We start from the raw sequence: 25,097 nt of genomic DNA, 5'->3' as shown, positions 1-25,097 counted from the left end.
AAACAGAGGACAGCAGGGGCTCCGCTGTTCCTCCTTTTTCCGTGCCTGTACACAGCGGTTTCGATGACCGCTGCCGTTTGCGGGTGCCCTGCGTTCAGGGTTCCACGCCCTCAATCAAGCCAGGTTCTCTGATTCTTGCGCGGGAAAAAAATTCTCAACCCAGCATCGGAAACCTGCGGAGGCGTCTGCTGCCACGGGCACGCCCGCTTCCTCGGCAGGACGACGAGCCAGCGCCCTCTGCCGCTCGACATCCACCGAGGCCGCTCGTCTACCAGCGATATCAGCGGCCACTCCCACCCGTCGGGCGAGCGACGAGCCGACCAGCCACATGACCGGGACGGCGATCGCGATCCACCACAGAAATTTCAGCGCGAATCCCGCACCAAACAGGATCAGGACCAGCTAGAGAACAAGAATTGGGTGAGTTTTTGCCCTCCGAACCACTGCCTGCCCAGTAAATCTCCACCCAAGCGCACGATTTTGCAATCCGCCTGCGCGCGTACGCGGACAGGGCCACGCCCTGCTTACCCCGGTTAGAAATTCGGCTGGAAACAGGGGTGCCTTCGCCTGCTGTCTTACGCCGCTCCCCTGCGGGAGCCGACAGGGCGGCCGATCTGCGGCTGTGGGTTTGTCCTGCGAGGCGGTTCATATCTTTGGTGGGACGCGCCGGGCGAGCAGAGCGGTGTCATCGCTGGCCCAGTCGCCGCGGTACTCGGCCAGCAGGTTGCCGAGGTGGGTGACGATGCCTTGGGAGGCCGCGGTGCGGCGGTACGGCGGGCGCGGGATTCGGTGGCGCCGTCGGTGCAGAGGAGCAGAGTGGTGCCGACGGCGACCACGAGACCGACGACACCCAGCACCAGCACCAGCAGAAAGGCCCAGAAGTCACCGAAGTACGCGGCGACACCCAGGGCCATTCCGGCTATCAAGCCCACCACGGCCCTGCATCACGCGCTCCTTGACTCCCTTCACTCAACCGGGCTGCTCGGCCCCGGCTACTGGATCCGCTGCCGCTCTTCCCCTTCGTCCGCTTCGTCCTCCTCGTCGGGCAGCTTCACGTCACTGACCATGATGTTGACTTCCACAACTTCCCGACCTGCCATCCGCTCCACGGCGGAGATCACGTTCTCCCGCACCGCACCGGCCACGTCCGTGATCGAGACGCCGTAGTCGACGACGATCTCCAGATCGATGGCCGCCTGCAGCTCTCCGACCTCGACACTGACGCCACGCGTGACGGACTTGCCACTACCGGCGCCAGGCATCCGCTCCCGCATGGATCCCATCGAGCGTGCGAATCCGCTGCCCAGGGCATGGACGCCGAGCACGTCCCGTGCCGCCATTCCGGCGATCTTCTCCACCACCACATCGGCGATGGTCGTCCGGCCACGAGAACCGGGCGCACCGCCATACTTTGCGCCGGTGTCCTCAGTCATCGACATATTCCTCCTTCAAGAGGCCCGCCTGGCACTCACTATTCAGATTATCGTCGTTTTATTGCATTTTGCCCGAGTTATGCACCAGGGAGTGAGTGGTCAGGCGAGTGGCCTGAGCACCCCCTCCCCGGAGTGCGCGGACGCTCCGGGCGTCGTGAGAAGCGAGGCGTGGACGCAGGCAGTACGGGACCAGCTCGGCCTGGGCCGGCTGCTCCGCTCGGCTTGCCCGACGAGGGGAAATGGATCACCGAGCAAGCGGCCGGACGGGCTCTCGGGTGTGCTGCCGCTGAGACTCCCAATCAGGTTGGTTGGACTCTCAGCCATGGAACCGCCCGAACCGAAAGCGCGCGGACCGCTCCGGAAGCCCCGCTGCCTGTCCCCCTGGCGGGCGCGACCATCCACAGCGCGGATAACCCGGATACGGGATTCCGATTGCGCAGGGGATCGCACCGCCACCTTGGCGCGCCCATAGTCGTCGCTACCGCACGCCGCTGTCCGGATGCCGCCGACGTGCGGGCTTCCGCAGCATGCCGGGCGCCGTCGGCGCCTGTGAGGCATGCCCGCTCCCTTACGCCGTCCCCTGGAGCCGCCATGTCCGGATCTGTGCCCCCGCCACCTCCCGCCGCCGTCGATGCCGCCACTCCGTCAGCCGTCGCGGTGTCAGGCCCGGCCCATCTGCTGCGGGTGACTCTTCTGATGGCGGGCAGCTGTCTGCCGATCCTGGGGGCGGTGCTGATCGCCCCGGTGCTGCCGAAGATGCAGGACCACTTCGCGTCGGTCCCGGGGGCCAAGGCGCTGGTGCCCTTCGCGCTCACCGTCCCGGCGCTGGCGCTGCTGGCCCCGTTCGCCGGTGTGATCGTGGATCGGGTGGGCCGCAAGCGCCTGCTGATCGTGGCGACTGTCCTGTACGCCGTGTTCGGCACGGCCCCGCTCTGGCTGGACTCGCTGGGCGGCATCATCGCCAGCCGCGCCCTGGTCGGAGTCGCCGAGGCCGCGATCATGACATCCTGCACCACTCTGATCGGCGACTACCACAGCGGTCACCGGCGGGTGAAGTACCTCGCCCTGCAGACCATCTGCGCCTCCGCGTCGGCCACCGTCTTCTTCGTGCTCGGCGGCGCCGCCGGATCGGCGGGCTGGCGGATGCCCTTCTGGATCTATGCCGTGAGCCTGGCGCTCGCCCCGCTGATGGCAACCGCCCCGCCCACCCCGGCGGCCCGCGCGGCCGGCGACTTGCCTCCGGCCGAGGCGGAGGCCCGCCGCCCGTTCCCCTGGCGGCAGTTGGCGGGCATCTGTCCCCTCACCTTCTTCGGCGCGATGGTCTTCTACACCGTCCCGGTGGAGATGTCGTACCTGCTCGACGACCTCGGGGTGGAGAACTCCGGCGTGATCGGTCTGGCCACCGCGATCGCCAGTGCCGCCACCGCGGGCGGAGCGGTCATCTTCGCCCGGCTCAGGGGTTCTCCCGGCTGCTGAATGTCGACCGGCGGCTCGAAGCCCTCGGTGAGGGCGATCATCCGGTCGACGAGGCCGGAGGCCAGGACACTCGCGACCATCCTGCGGTGGCCCGGCTCGCGGATGGCCTCGAGGCCGCTGCGCGGGGTGTAGTGGAGGGTGTCCACGCCGGGCGGTCGAGGTGGCCCGACCATGAGGCGGGATGCCTGATTCACTCCGTGTCCTCCCCTGTGCCGGGTGCCTTCCGGCAGCATGCCCGTCGGGTCTGGAGCAGATGCGGGGGGCGATGAGCGCCAAGGCGCACGAGCTGGCGACCGCACGCACTCACTGACGCCCGGCACCGCGTCGGCATGCGGTCCGGGCATGCATCCTGACCGCAGGAACGACACGCGCGAGGCCTCCAGGTGGAGCGCCAAGAGCGGGGCACGGGGGAATGACCTCGAGGAGCGGCGGGTGACGGCCGCACTCAGCGCGCGAGGAAGGCCGTAGTGACTCCCGAAGTCTCGAACTCACCGCTGACACCACCGGCGGGCCCTTCGAACTCGTCGACGACGGAGGTCCCACACTCGGGGGATGAGAGAACTCAAGGGTGTTGATGCCGGGACGCCGCATGCGCAGCTTCTGGCGACCGAGCACTGGAGTCTGCTGGCGACGCGGAGCATGACGTGGCAGGAGATCTTCAGCCGGACCGGGACGTATCTGACGGTGCTGTCGGCTGTGGTGGTGGCGCTCTCGCTGGTGGCCAACGCGGCCGGGTTCGGGTCCGAGTTCACGACCTTCGCGCTGCTGGTGCTGCCGGTCGTCCTGCTCGTCGGGTTCGGGACGTACTTCCGGCTGATCGAGGCGGACATCGAGGACGCCTGGCTGATCATCGGCATGAACCGGCTGCGGCACGCGTACGTCGAGCTCGCACCGGAGCTCGAGCCGTACTTCATCGCGAGCCACCACGACGACCCACCGGGGATCTGGACGACTTACAGCTTCCGCCGCCATATCGGGGTAACCCACTGGCTGTCCGGCTCACCTGTTGTCGTCGGCGTCATCAACTCCGTCGTCACCGCTGTTCTGGCCGCGGTGGTCTGCGAGGCCGCCGGCGCCGGGGACACCCTGCGGACCCTGGTCGCCTCCGCCACGGCCATCGTGACCGCGGTCGTCCTGGGGTTCCTCGGCCTGCGCAAGGTGCATGAGGTGTCCCGCAGCTATGAGCCGCGCTTCCCCAGTGACAAAGCACGAGGGTCGGCGGGTTGAGGCGGCCGGAGCCCTGGTCGTCGGCCGCCTGGTGGATGTCCTGCAGATCGAAGCGCCGACCGTGGCGGGCCGTCAGGGACTCGACCAGCGGCTCGAGGTGCTGGTCGGCCGCCCAGGCACGCACGGCGGTGCTGAAGACCACGCTGCCGACGCGGGTCGGTCAGCACAGTCAGGCGGGCGAAACGACGGCAGTGCGCGGTGCTGACGCGAAGGCGAGGCCCGCGTGGGGATCCGGCCGAACGGGGCCGCCGGTTGCGCTCGGTCCCCGCACTCCTGCCCGGCGGTGGCAAGGAGTGCGGGGCGGACGGCGTCGGCCCGGCCGAACCGGTCAGGTCGCGAGCCCGGCCTTCGTCAGCCACTCCTTCGCGACCGTGCCGGCGTCCTCCTTGTCATTGACGAGCTTCTTCATCATGTCCAGCAGGTCCTCGGTGGTGAGCTTGGCCGAGACGCCGTTGAGCGCCGCCTTGGCCGTGTCGTTGACCGCGGACTTGTAGACCAGGGGCGTGACGTTCTGTGAGGCGAAGAGGTTCTTCGGGTCCTCCAGCACCACCAGCTTGTCCTCGACGATGGCGGGATCGGTGGTGTAGATGTTGGCGGCGTGCACCTTGCCCGAGCTCAGCAGCTTCAGCAGGGTGCTCTGGGCACCCGCGTCGAGCGGCTGGAACTTTCCGAACTCGACGCCGTAGATGCTCTTCAGACCGACCCATCCCTGTGTACGGGTCTTGAACTCCGAGCCGGCACCGATCGTCCAGTCCCCCGCGACCGGCTTGAGGTCGGCGATGGTCTTGAGGTTGTACTTCTTGGCAGTCTCGGCGGTGACCGTGACCGAGTCCTTGTCCTGGGCCTCGGCGGAGTCCAGGATCTCCACCGACGACGGGAGCTTCTTCTTCAGCTCGGCGTTGATGGCCTCCGTGCTGGTCGCCGTGCTCTTCTTGTCGACCGCCACCGCCAGCAGGGCGCCGTTGTACTCCGGGAAGACCTGGATGCCTCCCTTGACCACCTGGTCGTAGTAGACCTCACGGGCCCCGATGTCGAACTTGCGGGTCACCTTCACACCCTTGGCCTCCAGGGCCTCGGCGTAGATCTCGGCGAGCAGCTGGCTCTCGGGGAAGTTCGCCGAGCCGACGACGACGGACTTGCCGTCGCCGCTGCCGCCGCCGCTGCCCGTCAGCGGGTTCTCATCGCTGTCGCCGCCGCCGCAGGCGGTCAGCGACAGCGCGCCGATCAGAGCGAAGGCGGCGCCGCGGTGGATGCCTCTCATGGGTGTTTCCTTTCTCTGAGCCCCGGGGGGCTCGGTACAACTCAGGACTTGGAGGCCGAGACCCTGAGGCCCGGCGAGACGATGACGCGCCGCAGCGCGGTGAAGAGGATCTGGACGACGAGCGCCAGGACGACGACGGCGGCCGAGCCGCCGATGACCAGTTCGTAGTCGTTGCGGGAGAGCCCGTCGACGATGAAGCGGCCCAGACCGCCGAGACCCGGATAGGCCGCGATGGTCGCGGTGGCCACGACCTGGATCGCGGCGACTCTGAGGCCGAGCAGGATCAGTGGCAGCGCCATCGGTACCTCCACCCGCACCAGGACCTCCCACTCGGTCATGCCGACCCCGCGCGCGGCGTCCCTGGTGGCGGGGTCCACGCCCCGGACTCCTTCGAAGGTGTTGATGAGGATCGGCGGGATCGCGAGCGCGACCAGGGCGACCAGGACCGGGGTGGTGCTGAGCCCGACGAGCGTGACGACGAGGACCACCAGGCCGAAGGTGGGGACCGCACGGGCGAGGTTGGCGACACTGGCCACGGCGAACGCCCCGCGGCCGGTGTGCCCGACGAGCAGCCCGAGCGTCAGCCCGATCAGGGCGGCGAACAGCAGCGACAGCCCGCTGTAGGTGAGGTGCTCCAGGAGCCGCTGCGGGATTCCCTCCGCACCGTGCCACTGCTTGGCGGACGTCAACCAGTCCCCCACCGAACCGAGTTGGTTCAGAAGATCGTTCATTTCGCCGTCACCTTGCTCCGGGACCAGGGGGTGAGCAGCCGCTGTGCCAGGACCAGCAGCGCGTCGGTGGCGAGCGCCAGCAGCATGATCAGCGCGATCGCGGTGACGATCGGGGTCGGGAAGTCGAGTTGCAGGCCTCGGGTGATGTAGTAGCCGAGACCTCCCTGCCCGATCAGCTGGCCCACGGCGACGAGGCTGATGGAGGAGACGGCGGCGACGCGAACGCCGGCGATGACGACGGGTACGGCGATCGGCAGTTCCACCTGGACGACACGGCGTACCGGGGCGAATCCCAGCGCGGTGGCCGCCTGGCGGACCGGTTCGGGGACCGAGGCCAGCCCGTCCACGACGTTGGGCACCAGGACCGACAGCGTGTAGAGCGTCAGCGGGATCATCACGGTGCGCTCCGTCAGCCCGGTGTACTTGACGAAGATCATGAACAGGGCAAGTGACGGGATCGAGTACAGGATGTTGGCCACGGTCAGCACCGGCGCGTACAGCCACCGCCACCGGTGGCAGAGGATGCCGAGCGGCACCGAGATGATCAGCCCGAACAGCACCGGCAGCAGGCCGAGTCGCAGGTGGATCCCGGTGTAGTCGGCCAGCTCGCCGATGTGGTCGCCGATCCAGTCCCACCGGACCAGCGGTTCACCGCCGCTCATCGCTCACCACCGCCAGGGCGGCCGGCACCGGCCGTGCCCCCGGCCTTCGCATCCTCGTGCTTCGCGTCCCCGATCTTCGCGTCACCGGCCTTTGAGATCCCGGACTCCGGGCCGCCGTCCTGGACGACCTCGGGCGCCGCGTCCACGACCGCCCTCTCGACCGCTTCGGGCACCTCGGCGGCGGCTGCCACGGCGGACAGTTCGTGAGCGTCCGCGACGCCGACAACCGCGCCGTCCGCGTCCACGCCCACCGCGAGCCGGGACGGCGACAGGAGCGCCGAGTCGAGAGCGGCTCGCGCCGAGTCGCCGACGAGGCTGAAGGTGTGGCCGAGCGGCCTGAGTGGGACCTCGGCGAGGGTGCCGCTCTCCGGCAGGTCCACGACCGCGGCCCAGCCGAGCGGTCGCCCTTCGTCGTCGACGACGAGCACCCACGGCTCGTCCGCAGCCCTGGCCCGCGTCACGGGAGAGGTCGCGGGCAGCACCGGACCGTCGCGCAGCGGCACTTCGGCCGCCTTGACGAAGGACAGCCGGCGAATGCCCCGGTCCTGCCCGACGAAGCCGGCCACGAAATCGTCGGCCGGGTGAGCGAGCAGTCGCTCGGGGGTGTCGAACTGCGCGAGCCTGCCGCCGGTTCGGAACACCGCTATGTTGTCGCCGAGTTTGATCGCCTCGTCGATGTCGTGCGTGACGAATACGATCGTCTTGTGCAGTTCCTTTTGCAGCCGTATGAACTCCGCCTGCAATTCGGCGCGCACGATCGGGTCGACCGCGCTGAACGGCTCGTCCATCAGCAGGACCGGCGGATCGGCGCCCAGCGCCCTGGCCACCCCGACGCGTTGCTGCTGCCCGCCGGAGAGCTGGTTCGGGTAGCGTCCCGCCATCTCGGCCGGCAGGCCCACCAGTTCCAGTAGCTCCGCCGCCCGCGCCCGCGCCTTCTTCCGGCTCCAGCCGAGCAGCAGCGGCACGGTGGCGATGTTGTCGAGGATGGTCCGGTGCGGGAACAGCCCGGCGTGCTGGATCACGTAGCCGATACCGCGGCGCAGCTCGGGGGCGTTGACCTCCCGGATGTCCCGGCCGTGCAGGCTCACCGTCCCGGCCGTCGGCTCCACCATGCGGTTGATCATGCGCAGGGTCGTGGTCTTGCCGCAGCCGGAGGGACCGACCAGGACCGTGATGCCGCCCTCGGCCAAGTCCAGGGACAAGTCATCCACGGCCGTGGTGCCGTTTGGATAGTTCTTGCTCACCGCGTCGAATCTGATCAAGGCTGCCCCTCACCTGACTGCATATACGTATGCAGATTTTCGAGTGAGTGAATGGCAGTCAATGGCCAACCGTGAACGCACTGTTACGTTCGTACGAAATCAGGCCAGGGGCGCCCGGAATGCCCACGTTCCACGACTGATGTGCCACACACAATTGGCCAGCTCAGACGTAAGGGAGACACCCCCATGGAACCGGTCTGGTTCACCTTCCTGAACGGCTCGGACATCGCGCAGCTCGAGCTGACCGACAACGAAATTCTCGACGCCGTCGAGGACGGGCTGCGCGCCCAGGGCCTCGGAGAAACGGTCATCGAACCGCGCGTCCACCTGGTGCCCGATTCCGCGTTCAACGGCCACTTCAATGTCCTGCGCGGCTACATAGCGCCGCTCGCGCTGGCCGGCGTCAAGATCGTGGGCGACTTCGTGGGCAACTACCGGCAGGGCCTGCCCTCCGAGATGGCGCTGCTCAACCTCTTCGACCCGCGCACCGGAATGCCGGTGGCCGTCCTCGACGCCACCGCCATCACCGAGATGCGCACCGGTGCCCTCACCGCGCTCGGAGCGCGGCATCTGGCACGCCCGGACGCCAAGGTGCTCGGGCACATCGGCGCCCGCGCCACCTCGTACTGGAACGTCCGCCTGCTCGACCGGATCTTCGACCTCGCCGAGATCCGCGTCCACTCGCGCCGTCCCGAGAGCCGGAAGGCCTTCGCCGAGCGACTTGAGCGGGAACTCGGCAAGCCCGTCGTCGTCACCGAGGACTGGAAGACCTGCGTGGAAGGCGCTGACATCGTGGTGGAGGCCTCCCGGCTGGAGCACCCGGAGCCGCTGCTGAAGACCGAGTGGATCGCCCCCGGCTCCCTGGTCGTGCCCTACGGAACGAACAGTGCCGTCGAACTCTCCCTCACGGATGTCATGGACAAGATCGTCGTCGACGACTGGGGCCAGGCGCACGCCGGACCATTCGGCGCGCTGCGCGCACACGTCGACAGCGGCAGACTCGACGAGACCAATCTGCACGGCGAGTTGGGCGAGATCGTCGCCGGCGGCAAACCCGGCAGGGAGAGCGCCCACGAGACGAACCTGTTCTGGCACCGCGGGCTTTCCCTCTCCGACATCGCGCTGGGCGCGGCCATGCTGAAGAAGGCCGAAGAGCGCGGCCTCGGCCAGAAGCTGCGGTTCTCGTGACAGGGGTCGTCGTCGACGGGCGGACGCTGTCCTACGACGATGTCGTCGCCGTCGCCCACCACGGAGCCGAAGTCGTCCTGGCGGACGAGGTGCTCGACCGCCTCACCCTCGACCGGGCCGTCGTCGACGACGTCGTCGACCGCCAGGTGCCGACGTACGGACTGACGACGGGGCTGGGCACCCGCTCGTCGTACGCGCTGCCCCGCGACGAACTGGATGAGTTCAGCGTCCGTACCGTCCGAGGACGAGCCAATGCTGTCGGCGATCCGCTACCGGCTCCCCTCGTACGTGCTGCCCTCCTCGCCCGTGTCAACGGCATCGCGGGCGGCGGCAGCGGGGTACGACCTGAGATACCGCGGCTGCTCGTGGCCATGCTCAACGCGCGGGTGCATCCCGTGATCCCCGAGGTGGGGTCGATCGGCGCCTCCGATCTGTGCCAGATGGCCCACGTCGGCCTGGTCGTCCTCGGTGAGGGCAGGGCCGAGTTCGCCGGCCAGGTGCTCGACGGCGGCACGGCACTGCGGCAGGCCGGTCTCAACCCTGCCGGACTCGGCCCGAAGGACGGACATGTGCTGTGCAGCGCGAGCCCACTGGCAGCCGGACAGGGGGCCCTGGCCCTGCACGAGGCGGCCGCTCTCCTCACGCTGGCCCAGGCGGTCACGGCTCTGACCTACGAGGGGTTCCGGGCGAACACGAGCCCGCTCGACGCCCGGGTACTGGGGCTGCGCGCCGCCCCTGGTCAGTCCCGCGCGGCAGACGAGCTGCTCGCACTGCTCGACGGCGGTGAGCTGAGTGTTCCCCGGCACGCGCGCCGGGTCCAGGACCCCGTCAGCCTGCGCTGCGCGGCCCAGGTGCACGGGGCACTGCACGCCGCGCTGGACTTCGCCGACGCCTCGCTCCGACCGGAACTCAACGGCTGCGGCGACAATCCGGTGGTACTGCCCGACACCGGCGAGATCCTTTCCTCCGGCAACTTCCACACCCCGGCTCTGGCCCTCGCCTTCGACACCCTCGCGCTGGCCCTGACGCAGACCGCGTCGCTCTCCGCCGAGCGCATGCGACGACTGCTCGACCCCGAGGTCAGCGGACTGCCCGCGAACCTCTCGCCGTACGGCCCGGAGCGCTCGGGCTTCGCACCGCTCGCCAAGACGGCGCAGGCACTCGTCTCCGAGATCCGCATGCTGTCCGTACCCGTGTGCACGGACCCCCGCCATGGCGCCGACGCCGTCGAGGACGACTCGACCAATGCGGCGCTCGGGGCACGGCGGCTGGCCACGATCCTCGTCCGGCTGCGGCAGTTGCTCGCTGTGGAGGCCGTCGTTGCCGCCCAGGCCGTGGACCTGGCCGCTCCGTCCGCCCTGGGAGGAGGACCTCGGCTGCTGCACCGAGCGATCCGGGAGATCGTGCCCCGCCTGGACGACGACCGGCCCTGCGGGGTGGACGTGGAGGCGGTGCACCGCGACGTGCTGGGTTCCGACGACGTCCGGAGCGCACTGCGCACCATCGCGGAACGGGCGGAAACCGTCGTGGGACGAGCATCTTGACCAACGTCGACGTGCACCGGCATCTGTGGATTCCGTCGCTGGTGGCGGTCCTTCGGACGCTCGCACGGCGGGCTGAGCACCAAGGTCCACTTGGCCGCGGACGGCCATGCGAGGCCCCTGGCCTTCAAGCCTCACCGCGGGCCAGGCTGGTGACGCACCGGTCTTGGGGACCGTCATAACGCGCGTCCGCGTGCCACGACCCGGCCCAGGCGGGCCCCGGAACCGCCCCTTGGCCGTTCTGGCGGACCGCGTCTGCTCCTCCCGCGCCATCCGTGATCATCTACGCCGGCGAGGAAGGCGCGGTGCCATCCCGCAGCCGGCCGACCAGATCGGGCAACGTCTGCGGCGAGGCCGCCGCGGCGCCCGCCCGCGCAGCGTCGATGCCGAGACCTACAAGCAGCGGAACACCGTCGAACGCTGCATCAACCGCCATCAGTGGCGCGGACCTAGACGGGGGTCGGTCAAGGCGGTCCTGAGGGCTCTCCGCCGGTCTCCGGGACGTCGTTGTCCCACCCGACTCCTGTACACATGACTGACAAGAAGCTGTCACACACGGACCGGAATGCGGGTTCGGCCGAGGCCCGTTGTGACTGGCATGACTGTTGGAGTAGTGCTCAACGCGTCCGACGCGCAGAACCAGGTCGACGCCACCGTGCAGTTGGCCCAGGAGGCCGCGGCCGCGGGTCTGCGGTCGGCCTGGTTCGGCCAGACCTTCGGCGCGGACTCACCCCAGCTCGCGGCGATCGTCGGGCGCGCGGTGCCCGGACTGCAGGTGGGCACCTCCGCGATCCCTGTCTTCGGCCGCCACCCACTGATCGTCTCCAGCCAGGCGCAGACCGCCCAGGCGGCGACCCACGGCCGCTACCACCTCGGGCTGGCCCTGGGTACGAAACTGCTGACGGAGACCGGCTTCGGCCTGCCCTTCGAGCGCCCCATCGCCCGCCTGCGTGAATTCCTCACCGCACTACGGCAGCTGACACAGACCGGCACGGCCGACTTCCACGGCGAGCTGATCACCGCCGGCACCCCGATTTCGGCGCGCGTACCGGGCGCCGAGAGCGGCGTCCCCGTACTGGTCGCCGCGATGGGGCCGCAGGCGCTGCGGGTCAGCGGAGAGCTGGCGGACGGGATCCTGCCCTACCTGGCGGGGCCGCGCGCCCTGGCGGAGCACATCGTCCCTGCCCTCACCGCCGCGGCCGAGGCCGCCGGCCGGCCCACGCCCAGGATCGTGGCTCTGGTGCCCGGCGTGGTCACGGACGACGTGGATGCGGTACGGGCGAGGGCCACCGAGAACCTCGCGTTCTACGAACAGATCCCGTCCTACGCACGGGTCATCGAGCTCTCCGGCGGCCGACGGGCCGCCGACCTGGCCGTGATCGGCGACGAAAAGGCCGTCGAAGCCGAAGTACGACGCTACCGCGACGCCGGCGCCACCGAGGTCGTGTTCTCGGGCACCGAGATCGCGGGAGCAGCGGACCGCCGGCGCACCTGGGCGCTCCTCGGCCAACTGGCCGGCTGAGTACGCCCGTCGGGCTCCCGACACATTCCCCGTACCCCCGAGCGAGGCCAAATCTCGCGTGACGAAGGAGAACTCATGCCCACCGAGGCGACCACAACGGACCTCCATGCCTTTACCGAGGACTGGCTGGAGTGGCACCGCGCCCAAGAGGCCCGGCTCGCCGACCCGCACGGGTTCCTGGCGGTCACCGGTCTGCACTGGCTCGACGACCGGCCGCAGCGCTTCCCCGACGCACCCGGCGCGTGGCGCACCGGCCCCGACGGGGTCGTCGTGAATCTCGACAACGGCGAGGAGCTGGTCGTCGACGGAACGCCGGTGCGGGGTGAACACCGCTTCGGTGTCCTTCCCGAGCGCGGCGGCGTCGACGCGGTCTGGGGAGACGCCGTCATCGAGGTCGCCAAACGGGGCGGCAACGACATCGTGCGCCCGCGGCACCCGGACGCACCACTGCTCAAGGCCTTCACGGGCACACCGGCCTACGCCCCCGACCCGCGCTGGGCCGTGACGGGCCGGTACATCCCCTTCGAAGAGCCGCGCCCGACCACCGTGGGCGCCGCGGCCGCAGGCCTCGAGCACGTGTACGACGCTCCGGGCAGGATCGAGTTCGAAGTGGAGGGGCGTCGGCTGTCCCTGACGGCGTTCCCCGGACGTGGTGCGGGCGGCTTGACGGTGCTGTTCACCGACGCGACCTCCGGGGTCACCACCTACGCCGCCAATCGGACCCTGGCCGTCGAGCCGCCCGCCGCCGACGGCACGGTTGTCCTGGACTTCAACCGCGCCACGAACCTGCCGTGCGCCTACACGGACCTGGCCACCTGCCCGCTGCCACCGGCCGAGAACCGGCTGCCGGTGGCGATCGAGGCGGGTCAGAAGATCCCCCGCGAGCGCGGCGGATCCTGAGCCCGGCCGGCCGGCCGCGGTGACAGCGGCCGGCCGAGAGCCCGGGTCAGTCCTCTAGCGGGTGTGAGGGGACTGCTGCGCGGCGGCGTTGCATTCCGCGTCCTGGGCCGCCATGACCTCGTCACCGTGCTCGAAAGCCCATGCCCCGACGGCGTCGATGGGGGCCAACAAGGTCCGCCCCAGAGCGGTGAGTTGGTACTCGACCCGAGGCGGTGCCCCTGGATGGGCGTGCCGTGCCACCAGTCCGTTGAACTGCAGGCGCCGCAACGTCTCGGTGAGGACCTTGGAGCTGATGCCCCCGATCCGCTCCCGCAGTTCGACGGGGCGCCTCGGTCCGTCGCGCAGCGCCCAGAGCACCACGGCGTTCCACGTGTTGGAGAACAGGTCGAAGGCGAGGCGGGCGCGGCAGTCGGCGAGGAAATCATCGGTCGTCACTTACCAAATGGTGCCCGAGAGGCTCCCTAGCGTCGTGCTGAACGGTCGAAGCAGGCGGGGAAAGGAACACATGATGAGAATCGGCGTGCTGGGAACAGGGAACATGGCGGACGCACTCGCCACCCAGTGGGCGAGGGCCGGGCACGAGGTGACCATCGGCGCACGGGACGCGCACAAGGCGCAGCGACTGGCGACGCGCATCGGAGGCAGCGCGGCGCCTGCCGGCCTGCGCGCCGCGGCCGAGTTCGGTGAGGTGGTGCTGGCCGCGCTGCCCTTCGGGGCGGGAGCGGTCGTGGTCCGGGAGCTGCGGGCATCGTTGGACGACAGGGTCCTGGTCGACTGTTCCAATCCGGTCGGGCCGGATTTCCGACTGCTGACGGAAAGAGGCCCCTCGGCGGCGCAGCAGTTGGCCGCGGCAGCACCAGGAGCTCATGTGGTCAAGGCGTTCAATCTCTGTCACGAGGATGTGTGGCGCATGCGGCCGCCCGTCTTCGAGGGGCGGCCACTGGCCGTTCCCGTGTGCGGGGACAGCGAGGCAGCTCTCGCGCAGGTACGCGAGTTGGTGCGGGATGTGGGCTGCGAGCCCGTGGCAGGCGGCGGTCTCGAACGGGCCGGGCTCCTGGAGGCGACCGCCGCGCTGTTCATCGCCCTGTGGGTCGGCCAAGGAGCGGATGCTCAGGCGATCGCGCCGCCGCTGGCCTATGCCGCCGGGCCGAGTGGCCAGTGAGCAGAAGCAGTCTTCAGCTGGCGAGCCGCTCGCGGATCCACGGAAGTGCATGTACGGCATCACTCAAGCGGGCAATCCGCCTGTGGCTGCCAGGGGGCGACGCAGCATGCAGACGAACGAACCTGCCCAGTGTGTACGGATGAACATGCTCAAGGGGGACGGCGTGTCACAGCAGGGGAAGGAGCCGTAGGACAACGCTTTGACCGATCAGCCGTCGGGCGCGACTGCCCCTCAGGAGGTTTGCCGGATGCTTGTGCTCGGGCGCTCGCAGGTCGAGGCCCTCATCGATTTGGACGCGCTGATCGACACCTTGGCCCCAGCCATGGCGGACCTCAGCTCGGGCAGCGCCTCGGCACCGGCCCGGATCGCGGCGCTCGTGCCCGAGCAGGATGGCTTCCTGGCCGCCATGCCGGGCTACGTGCCATCGGCCGATGTGCTCATGGCCAAGTTGGTGTCCCTCTTCCCGCGGAATGCCGCGACTCCACTGCCGACCCATCAAGCGGCCATCCTCGTCTTCGATTCGGCCACCGGCGCGCCTGCCGCGCTGCTGGACGGTACGGCCATCACCGCAGCCCGGACCGCTGCCTGTTCGGCTCTTTCGGCGCGGTTGCTGGCGCGCGAGGACGCGACGCTACTGGCGGTCCTGGGCACCGGAGTCCAGGCTCGATCCCACGCCCGCGCGATGTGCCGAGTTCGCCCCATCCGGGAGGTCCGAATCGCCGGCCGAGTCCCGGCAAAAGCAGCTGACCTCGCCGCAGAGCTGTCAGCCGAGCTGGACGTCGAAGTGCGGGCGGTGCCCACCTACGTCGAGGCGCTCGACGGCGCCCACATCGCCGCGGCGACCACCCACGCCCTCGAACCCGTGGTCCGCCGTCCCTGGCTGGCTCCTGGAGTGCACGTCACCTCGGTGGGCTACAACCCGGACGGCCGTGAGATCGACGACGCCACGATCGCCGATGCGCTCGTGTGCGTCGAGTCGCGACAAGCCGCGTTGGCTCCCTTCCCGGCCGGCAGCAACGACCTGCTGACGCCCATCCGGCACGGCGTGATCACTCCCGAGCACGTGCACACCGAGTTGGGCGAACTCATCTCCGGGCACAAACCGGGCCGCACCTCACCCACCCAGATCACCCTGTACAAGTCAGTCGGGGTGGCCGTCCAGGATGCCGTTGCCGCCGCATTGGTCGTCGCCGCAGCCCGCATGGCGTCGGTCGGCGAGTACGTGACGCTGGAGTGATTTCGACGTTCGGCCCGGTCATTCACCGCCCGGTTGGAGCGGTCCGGGTACGGCTCGATGCGTCGCCGGTCTGCGACTGCGGGGCGCAGATGGCCCAGAGGGTGCCCGGTGAACCAGAGTCGGGCGGGCGCAGGCCCGGAAACGCGACCTTGCTCGAACATGTTTGCTGCCGGAGGATACGGCAACGCGATGTCCATGAGCCCATCGAACAATGACACCAGTCAAGATTCCGCATCCGCGAAGGAGGCGGCGGCCAAGGCGCGTCGCACCACGTCGCGGGCAACCGCTCCGACATCCAAGGCGGCAGGCAAGGCGGCCGACAAGGCCGGTGACGCGGCGTCAGCCGCCGCGGGCACGGCAGAGCGGGCGGCCGCGGCGACCACCGCGGTCGCCCACACGGCAGCCGAGCGCGTCGAGGCCGGCCGCCAAGCCGTCGTCGCCGCCTCGGGACAGGCCGTCGCCCTCGCCAAGACGACCTGGACGTTCATCGCCAACCGCAAGATCGTCGTCGCGGGCGCCGGCGCCGGGCTGACCGCGCTGGGCGCGGCGTCGTATGCGGCGGGTCGGCGGGCGGGCCGGCGCACGCTGGGTCCGATCACCCGCATGACCGGCGGCCGGATCTGACACGTCCAACGCCCCGCCCCCGCCCGGCGGGCAAGGCGCTGCCGCAGTAGGGCGGCGGCGACTTCGCACTAACCCAGAGGGGGCGTGTGTGCGGTGTCGAGGCCTGGGCGAAGGGCCTCTCCCGCACGCGCGCGCCACCACTGCGAAACGTCAGGCCGGCGTCGGCTCTCGAGCGGACGCCGGCCCGCGCACGAGCTATGGGAAGGCGCCGGCATGGGGTACCTCGGCGGGAGCTCGCCGACCGCTGGACCGCTGGTAAGACAAGGGCAAGGTCATCGCCTGGTTCGTGAGCAAGACGACGGCACGGCCACGGCTTGGCATCTGGCCTGAGACCCCACCATCCGCCGCGCCTGCGCGGCGGATGGTGGAACGGATGACCACCCGGTCTCGGTTCCTGCGCCGCGACAGGTGAGACGCGGAGCCTCTCCCTCTGCATCTGCGTTACCAGGTGCATCTGCGTTACCAGGGCGCCGGAAAGCGCACACAGATCGACGACGTCTTGGAGCTCCCGGCCGCGGTAAACCGCGGTCCCACGGCCCGCCGTCGCCGTCGTCTGGGGCGCAGTTACATCCTTGCTGACGTGCCCCTCAGCAGCGCAGACCCGAAGACTGAGGAGAGGAAGTGGCTGGCCACCGGCTAGGAACACAACTCCGGCCACGCCCGGGGGCTCGGGGGCCCGGGGCGGGCAACTCACTGATTCGTGAGCATGCCTTCACGCAGGCGGGCGAGGGTACGGGACAGCAGGCGGGAGACGTGCATCTGCGAGACGCCCAGAAGCTCGCCGATCTTGGCCTGGGTGAGTTCCTCCACGAACCGCATGTGGATGATCTGCCGGTCCCGCTCATCGAGTTCGGCGATCAGCGGGGCCAGAGCGTGGAAGTCCTCCACCAGCTCCAGAGCGGTGTCCTCGGTGCCGATGAAGTCCTGCAGTGCCGATTCGCCGTCCTCGCTGCCATTGATGGTGGCGTCCAGAGAGGAGGAGTTGTAACCGTTCGCGGCGAGGCGGGCCTCGCGCACCTCTTCCTCGGAGAGGCTCATCAACTCCGCCAGCTCGGTCACCGTCGGGGTGCGCCCCAGACGACTACTCAGCTCCTCCGTGGCGCGCGCGAGCTGGACGCGGGCTTCCTGCAACCGACGCGGAACGTGGACGGCCCAGGTGGTGTCCCGGAAGAACCGCTTGATTTCACCCACTATGTAGGGGATGGCGAACGAGGTGAACTCCGTCTCCCGGGACAGGTCGAACCGGTCGATCGCCTTGATCAGACCGATCATGCCGACCTGGACGATGTCCTCCATCTCCTCCGGCCCGCGACTGCGGAACCGGCCGGCCGCGAAGCGGACCAGGGACAGGTTCATCTCGATCAGCGTGTTCCGCGCGTAGCTGTACTCCGGCGTGCCCTCCTCCAGCACCGCAAGCTGATCGAAGAACACCTTGGACAGCTCGCGGGCGTCCTTCGGCGCCACCTGAGAGGGATCGGCGACCTCCGGCAGCTCGCTGGTCTGCGTATGCGCTGCAGGCGTGCTCGTGATCGCCATGATGTTCCTCTCCCAGAACCGCGACAGCCGCTGCCGTTTGAAACGGCTGATGACCAGCGCGTACCCCCTCGTTTCGCGCTCACACCCGCAACCTTGCCGAAGCGCGGGGTCACTGCCGAACCCCGCGCGGCATGGAGCCAGCGCAGACGCGCTGGCTCAAGCCGCGGCTCACACGGCGCGAACCCACGCACGGGTTCGGCGTCGTGAGGGTGAGGAGCTGCACTTTCCGGGCACACGGACGACGCACTTAATCGGCCCGGAGGAGAAAAAGTGGCGCAGGACATGAGAGCTGCGGGATGGGCGCGTTCGCTGCCGATCAGCAATGGAGTGAAGACGGCCAGGGACTGGACGCGCAGTCATCTGGCGGCCCTCGGGTGGGAGCGGACAGCACCCGATCTGGTGGACTCAATCGTCCTGACCGTGTCCGAGCTGGTCACCAACGCGCACATCCACGCCCACACCACAGCACAACTCATCCTCACGCGGGACGAGGAATGCCTGCACGTGACAGTGCATGACGCCTCGGCTCAGCTACCCGAACAGCGCGACGCCGGAAACGAAGCCCCCGGTGGACGTGGGCTGTTCCTGGTCGACGCCCTCGCCCATGACGTGGCGGCACGCCGTTGCCCTCGCGGCAAGGACGTCACAGCCTGCTTCGAGCCGCCGCCCGCACCCGCCCCGCCAGATGCATGCGGCAAGGGATGAGGGCCCGGATCGGCGTGGCGGGAGGTCGCTTCGCGATATCCGAGTGACGGCCCCAAGCCTCAACAACCCGGACCCCGGGACCAGCTCCTTGGGCCTCCCGCGCCAATCCCGGCTTGACTCCAGTACAGCCGACACCAGCAAGTTGTGGTGAACGGTTCGTACCCTGGTGTTGCACACGAGAGACTGGTCTCAGATCGGCAGGTGACTGGAGGTGACAGAAAATGGATGGTTCGCCGGAGGCTGATGGAAAGGCATCACTGCCCACCTCGCTGGACGGTGAGCTGACCGTGTCACCCCTGACCGGTGACAGGGGGTGGCGGGCGGCCGGTGAGATCACGCTGGCCACGCGCCGAGATTGGGAGCAGATGCTGGACGGACTCGCTCGGAGCGGAGCGCCGGTGTGTCATCTGGAACTGTCCGCAGTGACCTTCGCGGACGTTGCAGGGGTCTCTGCCTTGGCGGTGACCGCCCATGACCTTCCGCCAGGGCGACGCATCGTCGTTGAGCGGCCACCTGCCAGTATGCGGCGGGTGCTTGAGATGTTCTGGCCGAAGCTGCACGCGATCGAGGTGGTGTCATGATGACCAGATCGGCTGCCACCGAACCGTTCGTGCACCCAGCGCTGTTCTACCGGGGTGAGCAGGAGTATCTCGAAGGAACCGTCCCCTTCATCCGAGATGGTCTCAAAGGCGGGGAGCCGGTGGCGGTCGCCGTGCCCGGCCCGAACTTGGCCATGCTCAAGGAAACTCTGGGCGCTGACGCAGGATCCGTACGCTTCATCGACATGACCGAAGCCGGCCGCAACCCGGGGCGGATCATCCCGAACGTGCTCCGCGCCTTCGCCGACGCACACCCTGCGACGCGGGTCCGGATCATCGGGGAGCCGATCTGGCCCGGCCGCAGCAGCCTGGAGTACCCGGCCTGCGCCCAGCACGAGGCGCTGATCAACCCCGCGTTCCAAGGCCGGGAAGCGACCATCCTGTGTCCCTACGACGCTGACCGGCTCGAGGAACGAGTCCTCGCCGACGCGTATGCCACCCACCCGCTGATCGTCTCCGGCCCATCCCAGCATCCGAGCCCGTCCTTTGCCCCCGGGCACATCGTGGAGCTGTACAACCAGCCGCTGGGGCCGGTGCCCACGTCGGCCCAGTCGCGGGAGTTCGGTGCACAGGAACTGCCGGCCACGCGACACTTCGCCGTCGAGTGTGCAGCGCAACTCGGGCTGCAGGGGGTGCGTCTGGAAGATCTGGCGCTGGCGGTGGCCGAGCTCACCACCAACAGCGTCGTACACGGGGGCGGTTCCGGCACCGTGCGAGTCTGGGCGCAGGACGCCCAGGTGGTGTGTGAGGTCAGCGACCGCGGGTATCTGAGCGATCCGCTGGTCGGACGCCGCCCGCCCACCCGTGACCAGCGGGGAGGCAGGGGCCTGCTGCTGGTGCATTGCGTCGCAGACCTCGTGCGTGTTCACACTGACGCCGACGGCACGGTCATCCGGTTCTACATCGGCCGCTAGGGCCTGTCGTGAAAGTGGATCGTCTGTCAGACCTGCCTGGGATGCTCCGAGCATGGAGATGACAGTTCAGCTGACGATCGACTGCTCCGATCCGCAGAGAATGGTGACTTTCTGGGCCGAAGCCCTGGGCTACGTGCCTGAGCCTCCGCCGGGCGGGCATGCCACGTGGCGCGCTTACTGGGCGGCGGTGGGGGTGCCCGAGGCAGAGTTGCCGGCCGGTGCCGGGGATATTCCGGAGTCGATCATCGACCCCGCGGGACGTGGACCGAGGATGTGGTTCCAGCAGGTTCCGGAGCCGAAGGTCGCCAAGAACCGGTGGCACTTCGACCTGAAGGTCGGTGGGGGCCGTGACGTCCCACTGGACGTCCGCACCCAGCGGGTCCAGGCTACGGTGGAACGGCTGGTCAAAGCCGGCGCCACCGTGCTGCGCATCAAGGATGAGCCGGACATGGGGCTCTACGCCGCCGCCATGCAGGACCCCGAGGGCAACGAATTCGACGTCGTCTGAGGGCCGTTGCGACTGTGGTGGTCACAGCCACTCGTTCAGGGCTGCGACCAGCACCGTCGCCTCGTAGCGGACGGAGAGCTTGTTCGTACGTCGTGGCCACTGCTCTGTGCCTCTTGAGTCGGTCGATCCTGAAGTCGGGTGAGGCCCCGGTGCCAGGCACCGTCTCGTTGCCATCGGCGGAACAGATCGCAGATCCGGCCCCACGGACCGTACTCGACGGGGACATCCCCACGAGGAACTCCTGTCCGAACCCGGAGCCGTATGCCGTCGATCAGCTACCGCCGGGCCAGAGGGGGCCGGACCGGGGATCGGATATTCGGTGTTCTGCCCGCCCCATGAAGACCCAAGATGGTGCGCATGACTCTGGCCACCCCCATATTGCACACCGCTCGCCTGCGACTGCGCCCCTTCACCGACACCGACGCGGACCCCCTCTTCGCGCTGCACAGCAGCACCTACGTGATGCGCTACTGGGACTCCCCGCCATGGACCGAACGGGCCCGCGCCGACCGCTTCATCGCGATGTGCCGGAAGATCGCGGACGAAGGCACCGGGGCACGGGTGGCCATCGACCGTGCTTCTGACGGTGCCTTCGTCGGCTGGTGCGGTCTGACCGGATGGAACCCGGACTACCGCAGCGCGTCATTGGGCTACATCCTCGACGAAGCGATGTGGGGCCACGGCTACGCGACGGAGGCCGCGCACGCATTGCTGCAGTGGGCATTCGACACACTGGACCTGAATCGAGTCCAGGCCGAGACCGATACGCGCAACGAGGCATCTGCCCGGGTCCTGGAGAAGATCGGATTCGTGCGTGAAGGGACGTTGCGGGAAGACTGCGTCGTGAACGGCGAAGTATCCGACTCGTGGGTGTTCGGGTTGATCAGGCGAGAGTGGCGTCCGTCGGCCGTTCCGATTCCAGCCCCCGCGAAGAGCGGCGTCAAGTCCGTCTCTGGTAGATCTTGAGGCAGATAGCGCCACCTCATCGAGGAGGAGATACCCCAGGACCTACTCCAGCCATGCGCCCACGCCTCGGGCTACGAGATCACGGCTGCGCGCTGGGCCCAAGGTAACTACGAGGAGCACCTGTCACTCATATCCTTCCCCGGCCGGGAGCTGAGGGAGTACATCCGTGACCGGTTCGCCCGGCTCAAGAGTGAGCAGGCGCGACTGCTGGGACACAGCCGAGCTGGTAACCGGTGGGCGAGGCTCCAGGGGAGATGAAGGGAAGTCCCCCGCATTGCGAGACAGGCTTTGGGGGACGACGCCGCCATAGGACGGTCGGCCGGCAGCGAGACACGGCGGCGCGGCGGCGGCGACGGGGCCGTCGACGGCCTTGACGCCGGCGCAAGAACCGCGATGCCCGGCGGCTGGACGGACCGGGCCACCGCGACCGGAGTCCGTGCAGAGGGCAGACGACAACCGCCGAAGGCATACCGCTCAGCATTCATGGCCGTGCAGCAGACAGCGTGCCAGCCAGAATCCGCCGCGCGAATTGCGGTGTGATCCCCGCCGTCGCCGTCGCCGTCACGTTGCGCGAAGCCTTACGGCACGTCAGTCCTTGCCACGATCCCCGACGACCACGAGGAACGCGTCCGACTGCAGGTCCATCACGACGGTCGCGCCGGGCTCGCCCTCGTCCCGTAGCCGGGCCGCATACTCCTCCGCAGGCCACGATCCGCGCGGAGCTCCCGCTGGAAACCGCTCCAACACCTTCGCGTCCATGGCGTATCCACCTCCGTCGCCGTCGTAAGGAACGCGTCCTTTTCACTCGTCCCTCAAGGTCCGCCTGCCCGCGATTTGTCGGTATACGCAATGGGGTAGCGGGCTTGCAGTTCCCGACCAAGGCGTCGCCCGCGAAGAGGAAGTCGGGCCGCCGTCGCGGTCGGCCGACGACACCCGCGACGGCCGGGGCCTTGTCGAGCAGAGACCCGCTGGGGCGAGCCACGGCCTCTGTAAGGCGACGCCACAAGGGTGCCGAGAGATCCGGGGCCGAGCCCGGCGCACCCCGACGGCCAGAAGAAATTCAGGCGTCCTTATTCGACCGGCCCACTTCACACGACAGTGGGCGCCCTGATTTCGTTCGTGCGTCAACTTATACGTTACCTCAGGTAACGTGTGGAATTGGATTGAACCAATGACGGAACAATCGATTCCGAACGGAAAGAAGAAGCCTGTTCACCTTCCGATCACAACCGGGATCAGGCCTTCCGAAGAGTCGCGAACGGGCCTGCCACCCTCGCCTGGCCGACGCCGACCTGCGAGTTCATGAAAGCGATCCGACCTGGTCATCCACACAGGGCCGACAAAGGGGCCATGTGAGACCTTCATGAAATACAACCGAAATTCCGACACCTGGGCAATATTCTCAAACCAGGGGATCGACTTGCCGCGATCTCACGCTTAAAGTATCCGCTGGCACCCGCAAGGGAGCCAAAGCAATAGGCTTCCGGACATTGCTGCCACAGAAACAGCTTTCTTTCCGGTCGTCGAGCGTCCCCTAATCCGTCAACGCCGCCGACGTTTGCACCCGTATTCTTGCCGGGCCCAGGAGCGAGCTCGATCAGCCGCACGCCAGGACCGCCAGAGGACACAACGGAGCGATAAGTAGGATGCGGTTCCAGCTGTTAGGACTCCTGAGCATCACCGACGGTGAGCACGCCGCCGTCCTGCAGCCGTCCAAGCCCACGAATCTCCTGGCCGCCCTCCTCATTCACTCCGGCGCGGTGGTCTCGACCGACTATCTGTTACGCGCCGTCTGGGACACCGAGCCCCCAGCCACGGCCAGGGCAGCCTTGCAGAGCTGCGTCCTGCGGCTGCGCAGGATCTTCGCGAAGTACGGGATAGCCAACGACACCATCGAGGCCGTACCGGGCGGTTACCGGATGCGGATGGACCGCGAGACCCTCGACCTCGTCCGCTTCCGCAGCCTGGTCCAGTCGGCCGACTCCGCCCGCGACGCCGAGACGGAGTCGTACGTACTGCGCGAGGCCCTCGCCCTGTGGCAGGGCCCGGTACTCGCCAACGTCTCCTCGCACATGCTGCACCGCGACGAGGCACCCCGGCTGTCGGAGGAACGGCTCAGGGCGCTGGAGAGGCTGTGCGACATCGAACTGGCGCGCGGGCGATGTCGCGAGGTCCTGACCGATGTGTGGGACGCGGCCCGACGCCACCCGGAGCGGGAGCGTTTCGCGGAGCAGTTGATCGAGGCGCTGTACCGAACCGGCCGCCAGACAGAAGCCCTTGTGGAGATCCGGGCCGTCAAGGAGCGGCTGAAGGAGGAGTTCGGCATCGATCCGGGCGCGCCTCTCCAGCGGCTGGAGATGGCCATCCTCCGTGGCGAGGAGCTGGATACCACCCCGGGCCTCAAGGTCCTCCCCGCGATCGGGGCACGGACATCCTCGCGACCGGCCGCACTGCCGGCAGGTGTCGCCAGGGCCGATCTGCCGAGTCAGGCGCCGGCCCAAACGCCGGCACAGGAACAGGCACCGGATCCCGCGGCCCTTCCGCCTGCCGCCTCCACGGCTCACGACCGGGCACCCGACCCCGCCCCCGACCCGACGTACGCTCTAGCCGCAGACACCACTCGCAGCCTCCCCGCCACCACGCCGGCCCCCACCGTCACCACCGTCCCCTCCCTCGCCCCCGTCCCCTGCTTCACCGGACGCGCCACCCAACTCGCCGCGATTCAACGCGCGTTGACCGCCGATCATCCGCGGACCGGCCTGGTGGTGATCTCCGGAGCCCCCGGCATCGGCAAGTCCGCGCTCGCACTGCAGGCGGCCCATCTGGTGCAGGACGCCTTTCCCGGCGGCTGCTTCACCCTGACCATGACCGACCCTGACGGCAGTGCGCTCAGTACGGCGGAGGCCCTGGGGCGGCTTCCCTCCCCGAGCCGCCCGGGGCGTCGGCTGCTCGTCCTCGACGACGTGTCGAGCGCCGGGCGGATACGGCCCCTGCTCCCCTCCCCCGCCGATGGTGCCGCCGTGGTGACCAGCAGACGCGGGCTCGCGGGCCTGGTCGCCACGCACGGCGGCGTCGTGCATCGCCTCGATACGCTCGACGAGCAGGAGTCCCACGACCTCCTGGTCGCCACCCTGGGCGCCGAGAGGGTCGGCCAGGAACCTGACGCCGCACGCGAACTCGCCCGCATCTGCGGGCACTTCCCGCTCAGCCTGCGGATCGCCGCCGCCCGTCTGCTGACCCGGCCCGGCCTCGGCATCGCGGACTGCGCGAGCTGGCTGGCCCAGGACCTGCCCGCCCGGCTCTCCCTCGCCGACGAGCCGCTGATGTCCGTACCTCAAGTCTTCGAAGCCGCTCTGGGGCGGCTCGATCCCGATCTGCGTGAGGCCTTCCTGCGGCTGGCCGCGCAGTTCGAGGGCGGCGGGAACCCGGATTCGCCGCCGCCCGACGAGGTGCTCGAACAGCTCGCGGACGCCGGATTCGTCGAGGAGGGCCCGCCCAAGCCGTACCGCATCCACGAACTGCTCAGGATCTACGCGCGTCAGCTCGCCGCGCCCGCCCGAACTCCCGGCTGACCGCTTCCCGTTACCCCGCACCATCCGGTCCCCCGCCCCCCACCGCCCCTCCGACCCGAGGTGACATCCGC

Annotated in this window: 23 protein-coding genes and 3 pseudogenes; 16 read left to right on the top strand and 10 right to left on the bottom strand. The window is 68.9% G+C overall.

Translation table 11 applies throughout. The features are described 5' to 3' along the window. Positions 1-280: 280 nt before the first annotated feature. Both AB5J55_RS41465 and AB5J55_RS41460 read right to left on the bottom strand, forming a co-directional pair. Positions 281-402, bottom strand: a pseudogene (locus tag AB5J55_RS41465) (hydrophobic protein). Between the two features lie 590 nt (positions 403-992). Next, entirely contained in the window at positions 993-1,433 is a 441-nt protein-coding gene (locus AB5J55_RS41460; RefSeq protein WP_369268692.1) for an Asp23/Gls24 family envelope stress response protein, read from the bottom strand. Between the two features lie 591 nt (positions 1,434-2,024). Between AB5J55_RS41460 and AB5J55_RS41455 the strand changes: the two are divergent. Both AB5J55_RS41455 and AB5J55_RS41450 read left to right on the top strand, forming a co-directional pair. Continuing rightward, a pseudogene (locus tag AB5J55_RS41455) lies at positions 2,025-2,900 on the top strand (MFS transporter); the annotation flags it as partial. Positions 2,901-3,461: 561 nt separating this feature from the next. Beyond that, positions 3,462-4,136 carry a hypothetical protein gene (locus AB5J55_RS41450; RefSeq protein WP_369275580.1) on the top strand — a complete coding sequence of 225 codons (675 nt, stop codon included), beginning with the start codon at positions 3,462-3,464 and terminating at the stop codon, positions 4,134-4,136. Between the two features lie 328 nt (positions 4,137-4,464). Here AB5J55_RS41450 and AB5J55_RS41445 read toward each other — a convergent pair whose 3' ends face one another. Genes AB5J55_RS41445 through AB5J55_RS41430 form a run of 4 tightly spaced genes read right to left on the bottom strand, consistent with a single transcriptional unit; the run spans position 4,465 to position 8,052 of the window. After that, positions 4,465-5,388, bottom strand: coding sequence for an ABC transporter substrate-binding protein (locus AB5J55_RS41445; RefSeq protein ID WP_369276449.1), 924 nt, complete (start codon positions 5,386-5,388; stop codon positions 4,465-4,467). Between the two features lie 50 nt (positions 5,389-5,438). Further along, a complete protein-coding gene (locus AB5J55_RS41440; RefSeq protein WP_369275579.1) occupies positions 5,439-6,128 on the bottom strand; it encodes an ABC transporter permease in 690 nt (229 codons plus the stop codon). Further along, entirely contained in the window at positions 6,125-6,790 is a 666-nt protein-coding gene (locus AB5J55_RS41435; RefSeq protein ID WP_369275578.1) for an ABC transporter permease, read from the bottom strand. The genes AB5J55_RS41440 and AB5J55_RS41435 overlap by 4 nt, the downstream gene beginning before the upstream one ends. Continuing rightward, positions 6,787-8,052, bottom strand: coding sequence for an ABC transporter ATP-binding protein (locus AB5J55_RS41430; RefSeq protein ID WP_369275577.1), 1,266 nt, complete (start codon positions 8,050-8,052; stop codon positions 6,787-6,789). The genes AB5J55_RS41435 and AB5J55_RS41430 overlap by 4 nt, the downstream gene beginning before the upstream one ends. 186 nt (positions 8,053-8,238) lie before the next feature. On the opposite strand from AB5J55_RS41430, the gene AB5J55_RS41425 reads away from it, so the two are divergent. The 5 genes and pseudogenes from AB5J55_RS41425 (at position 8,239) to AB5J55_RS41405 (ending at position 13,203) form a co-directional block, all read left to right on the top strand. Further along, positions 8,239-9,240, top strand: coding sequence for an ornithine cyclodeaminase family protein (locus tag AB5J55_RS41425; RefSeq protein ID WP_369275576.1), 1,002 nt, complete (start codon positions 8,239-8,241; stop codon positions 9,238-9,240). Next, the gene (gene hutH / locus AB5J55_RS41420) at positions 9,237-10,784 is read left to right on the top strand and encodes a histidine ammonia-lyase (protein WP_369275575.1); all 1,548 of its coding nucleotides are present in this window, start codon (positions 9,237-9,239) and stop codon (positions 10,782-10,784) included. The genes AB5J55_RS41425 and hutH overlap by 4 nt, the downstream gene beginning before the upstream one ends. A 48-nt stretch (positions 10,785-10,832) precedes the next feature. Next, a pseudogene (locus AB5J55_RS41415) lies at positions 10,833-11,229 on the top strand (transposase); the annotation flags it as partial. Between the two features lie 150 nt (positions 11,230-11,379). Further along, positions 11,380-12,303 carry an LLM class F420-dependent oxidoreductase gene (locus tag AB5J55_RS41410; protein WP_369275574.1) on the top strand — a complete coding sequence of 308 codons (924 nt, stop codon included), beginning with the start codon at positions 11,380-11,382 and terminating at the stop codon, positions 12,301-12,303. A gap of 75 nt (positions 12,304-12,378) precedes the next feature. Then, the gene (locus AB5J55_RS41405) at positions 12,379-13,203 is read left to right on the top strand and encodes a DUF1684 domain-containing protein (protein ID WP_369275573.1); all 825 of its coding nucleotides are present in this window, start codon (positions 12,379-12,381) and stop codon (positions 13,201-13,203) included. Positions 13,204-13,257: 54 nt separating this feature from the next. On the opposite strand, the gene AB5J55_RS41400 is transcribed toward AB5J55_RS41405, so the two are convergent. Further along, positions 13,258-13,638, bottom strand: a complete 381-nt coding sequence (locus tag AB5J55_RS41400; RefSeq protein WP_369275572.1) for a winged helix-turn-helix transcriptional regulator — start codon at positions 13,636-13,638, stop codon at positions 13,258-13,260. Positions 13,639-13,711: 73 nt separating this feature from the next. Between AB5J55_RS41400 and AB5J55_RS41395 the strand changes: the two genes are divergently transcribed. From AB5J55_RS41395 to AB5J55_RS41385, 3 genes are all read left to right on the top strand, one after another. Beyond that, positions 13,712-14,365, top strand: a complete 654-nt coding sequence (locus tag AB5J55_RS41395) for an NADPH-dependent F420 reductase (protein ID WP_369276448.1) — start codon at positions 13,712-13,714, stop codon at positions 14,363-14,365. A 247-nt stretch (positions 14,366-14,612) separates the two neighbouring features. Next, entirely contained in the window at positions 14,613-15,602 is a 990-nt protein-coding gene (locus tag AB5J55_RS41390) for an ornithine cyclodeaminase family protein (RefSeq protein ID WP_369276447.1), read from the top strand. A gap of 189 nt (positions 15,603-15,791) precedes the next feature. Next, a complete protein-coding gene (locus AB5J55_RS41385; RefSeq protein WP_369275571.1) occupies positions 15,792-16,226 on the top strand; it encodes a hypothetical protein in 435 nt (144 codons plus the stop codon). A 690-nt stretch (positions 16,227-16,916) separates the two neighbouring features. Here the strand turns inward: AB5J55_RS41385 and AB5J55_RS41380 are convergent. Continuing rightward, complete coding sequence (locus tag AB5J55_RS41380; protein WP_369275570.1) at positions 16,917-17,762, bottom strand: RNA polymerase sigma factor SigF; 846 nt, start codon at positions 17,760-17,762, stop codon at positions 16,917-16,919. A gap of 270 nt (positions 17,763-18,032) precedes the next feature. Between AB5J55_RS41380 and AB5J55_RS41375 the strand changes: the two genes are divergently transcribed. From AB5J55_RS41375 to AB5J55_RS41360, 4 genes are all read left to right on the top strand, one after another. Beyond that, positions 18,033-18,467: an ATP-binding protein gene (locus AB5J55_RS41375; RefSeq protein WP_369275569.1), complete on the top strand. Its 435-nt coding sequence runs from the start codon at positions 18,033-18,035 to the stop codon at positions 18,465-18,467. A gap of 221 nt (positions 18,468-18,688) precedes the next feature. Then, positions 18,689-19,048, top strand: a complete 360-nt coding sequence (locus AB5J55_RS41370; protein WP_369275568.1) for an STAS domain-containing protein — start codon at positions 18,689-18,691, stop codon at positions 19,046-19,048. Then, on the top strand, positions 19,048-19,980 hold the full coding sequence (locus AB5J55_RS41365; protein ID WP_369276446.1) for an anti-sigma factor RsbA family regulatory protein: 933 nt from the start codon (positions 19,048-19,050) through the stop codon (positions 19,978-19,980). Before AB5J55_RS41370 ends, AB5J55_RS41365 begins: the two co-directional genes overlap by 1 nt. Before the next feature lie 52 nt (positions 19,981-20,032). Further along, the gene (locus AB5J55_RS41360; protein ID WP_369275567.1) at positions 20,033-20,488 is read left to right on the top strand and encodes a VOC family protein; all 456 of its coding nucleotides are present in this window, start codon (positions 20,033-20,035) and stop codon (positions 20,486-20,488) included. A 35-nt stretch (positions 20,489-20,523) separates the two neighbouring features. Here the strand turns inward: AB5J55_RS41360 and AB5J55_RS41355 are convergent, their stop codons facing one another. Continuing rightward, positions 20,524-20,751 carry a hypothetical protein gene (locus tag AB5J55_RS41355; protein WP_369276445.1) on the bottom strand — a complete coding sequence of 76 codons (228 nt, stop codon included), beginning with the start codon at positions 20,749-20,751 and terminating at the stop codon, positions 20,524-20,526. Between the two features lie 94 nt (positions 20,752-20,845). On the opposite strand from AB5J55_RS41355, the gene AB5J55_RS41350 reads away from it, so the two are divergent. Beyond that, positions 20,846-21,454 (top strand): GNAT family N-acetyltransferase, encoded by a 609-nt coding sequence (locus tag AB5J55_RS41350; protein ID WP_369275566.1) that lies wholly within the window; start codon positions 20,846-20,848, stop codon positions 21,452-21,454. A 588-nt stretch (positions 21,455-22,042) separates the two neighbouring features. On the opposite strand, the gene AB5J55_RS41345 is transcribed toward AB5J55_RS41350, so the two are convergent. After that, positions 22,043-22,213 carry a hypothetical protein gene (locus AB5J55_RS41345; RefSeq protein WP_369275565.1) on the bottom strand — a complete coding sequence of 57 codons (171 nt, stop codon included), beginning with the start codon at positions 22,211-22,213 and terminating at the stop codon, positions 22,043-22,045. An 887-nt stretch (positions 22,214-23,100) separates the two neighbouring features. On the opposite strand from AB5J55_RS41345, the gene AB5J55_RS41340 reads away from it, so the two are divergent. Continuing rightward, positions 23,101-25,026, top strand: coding sequence for a BTAD domain-containing putative transcriptional regulator (locus tag AB5J55_RS41340; protein WP_369275564.1), 1,926 nt, complete (start codon positions 23,101-23,103; stop codon positions 25,024-25,026). Positions 25,027-25,097: the final 71 nt, after the last annotated feature.

Source organism: Streptomyces sp. R11, from assembly GCF_041051905.1.
Taxonomy (GTDB): domain Bacteria; phylum Actinomycetota; class Actinomycetes; order Streptomycetales; family Streptomycetaceae; genus Streptomyces.
This window is presented reverse-complemented; position numbering and strand designations above follow the sequence as displayed.

What these genes read in the sequence shown, in the direction of transcription:
- AB5J55_RS41435 (WP_369275578.1), bottom strand. Translation starts at nt 6,790, where the DNA reads ATGAGCGGCGGTGAACCGCTGGTCCGGTGGGACTGGATCGGCGACCAC.
- AB5J55_RS41340 (WP_369275564.1), top strand. Translation starts at nt 23,101, where the DNA reads ATGCGGTTCCAGCTGTTAGGACTCCTGAGCATCACCGACGGTGAGCAC.
- AB5J55_RS41425 (WP_369275576.1), top strand. Translation starts at nt 8,239, where the DNA reads ATGGAACCGGTCTGGTTCACCTTCCTGAACGGCTCGGACATCGCGCAG.
- AB5J55_RS41345 (WP_369275565.1), bottom strand. Translation starts at nt 22,213, where the DNA reads ATGGACGCGAAGGTGTTGGAGCGGTTTCCAGCGGGAGCTCCGCGCGGA.
- AB5J55_RS41440 (WP_369275579.1), bottom strand. Translation starts at nt 6,128, where the DNA reads ATGAACGATCTTCTGAACCAACTCGGTTCGGTGGGGGACTGGTTGACG.
- AB5J55_RS41460 (WP_369268692.1), bottom strand. Translation starts at nt 1,433, where the DNA reads ATGACTGAGGACACCGGCGCAAAGTATGGCGGTGCGCCCGGTTCTCGT.
- AB5J55_RS41385 (WP_369275571.1), top strand. Translation starts at nt 15,792, where the DNA reads ATGTCCATGAGCCCATCGAACAATGACACCAGTCAAGATTCCGCATCC.
- AB5J55_RS41395 (WP_369276448.1), top strand. Translation starts at nt 13,712, where the DNA reads ATGAGAATCGGCGTGCTGGGAACAGGGAACATGGCGGACGCACTCGCC.
- AB5J55_RS41370 (WP_369275568.1), top strand. Translation starts at nt 18,689, where the DNA reads ATGGATGGTTCGCCGGAGGCTGATGGAAAGGCATCACTGCCCACCTCG.
- AB5J55_RS41360 (WP_369275567.1), top strand. Translation starts at nt 20,033, where the DNA reads ATGGAGATGACAGTTCAGCTGACGATCGACTGCTCCGATCCGCAGAGA.
- AB5J55_RS41365 (WP_369276446.1), top strand. Translation starts at nt 19,048, where the DNA reads ATGACCAGATCGGCTGCCACCGAACCGTTCGTGCACCCAGCGCTGTTC.
- AB5J55_RS41350 (WP_369275566.1), top strand. Translation starts at nt 20,846, where the DNA reads ATGACTCTGGCCACCCCCATATTGCACACCGCTCGCCTGCGACTGCGC.
- AB5J55_RS41380 (WP_369275570.1), bottom strand. Translation starts at nt 17,762, where the DNA reads ATGGCGATCACGAGCACGCCTGCAGCGCATACGCAGACCAGCGAGCTG.
- AB5J55_RS41410 (WP_369275574.1), top strand. Translation starts at nt 11,380, where the DNA reads ATGACTGTTGGAGTAGTGCTCAACGCGTCCGACGCGCAGAACCAGGTC.
- AB5J55_RS41405 (WP_369275573.1), top strand. Translation starts at nt 12,379, where the DNA reads ATGCCCACCGAGGCGACCACAACGGACCTCCATGCCTTTACCGAGGAC.
- AB5J55_RS41390 (WP_369276447.1), top strand. Translation starts at nt 14,613, where the DNA reads ATGCTTGTGCTCGGGCGCTCGCAGGTCGAGGCCCTCATCGATTTGGAC.
- AB5J55_RS41450 (WP_369275580.1), top strand. Translation starts at nt 3,462, where the DNA reads ATGAGAGAACTCAAGGGTGTTGATGCCGGGACGCCGCATGCGCAGCTT.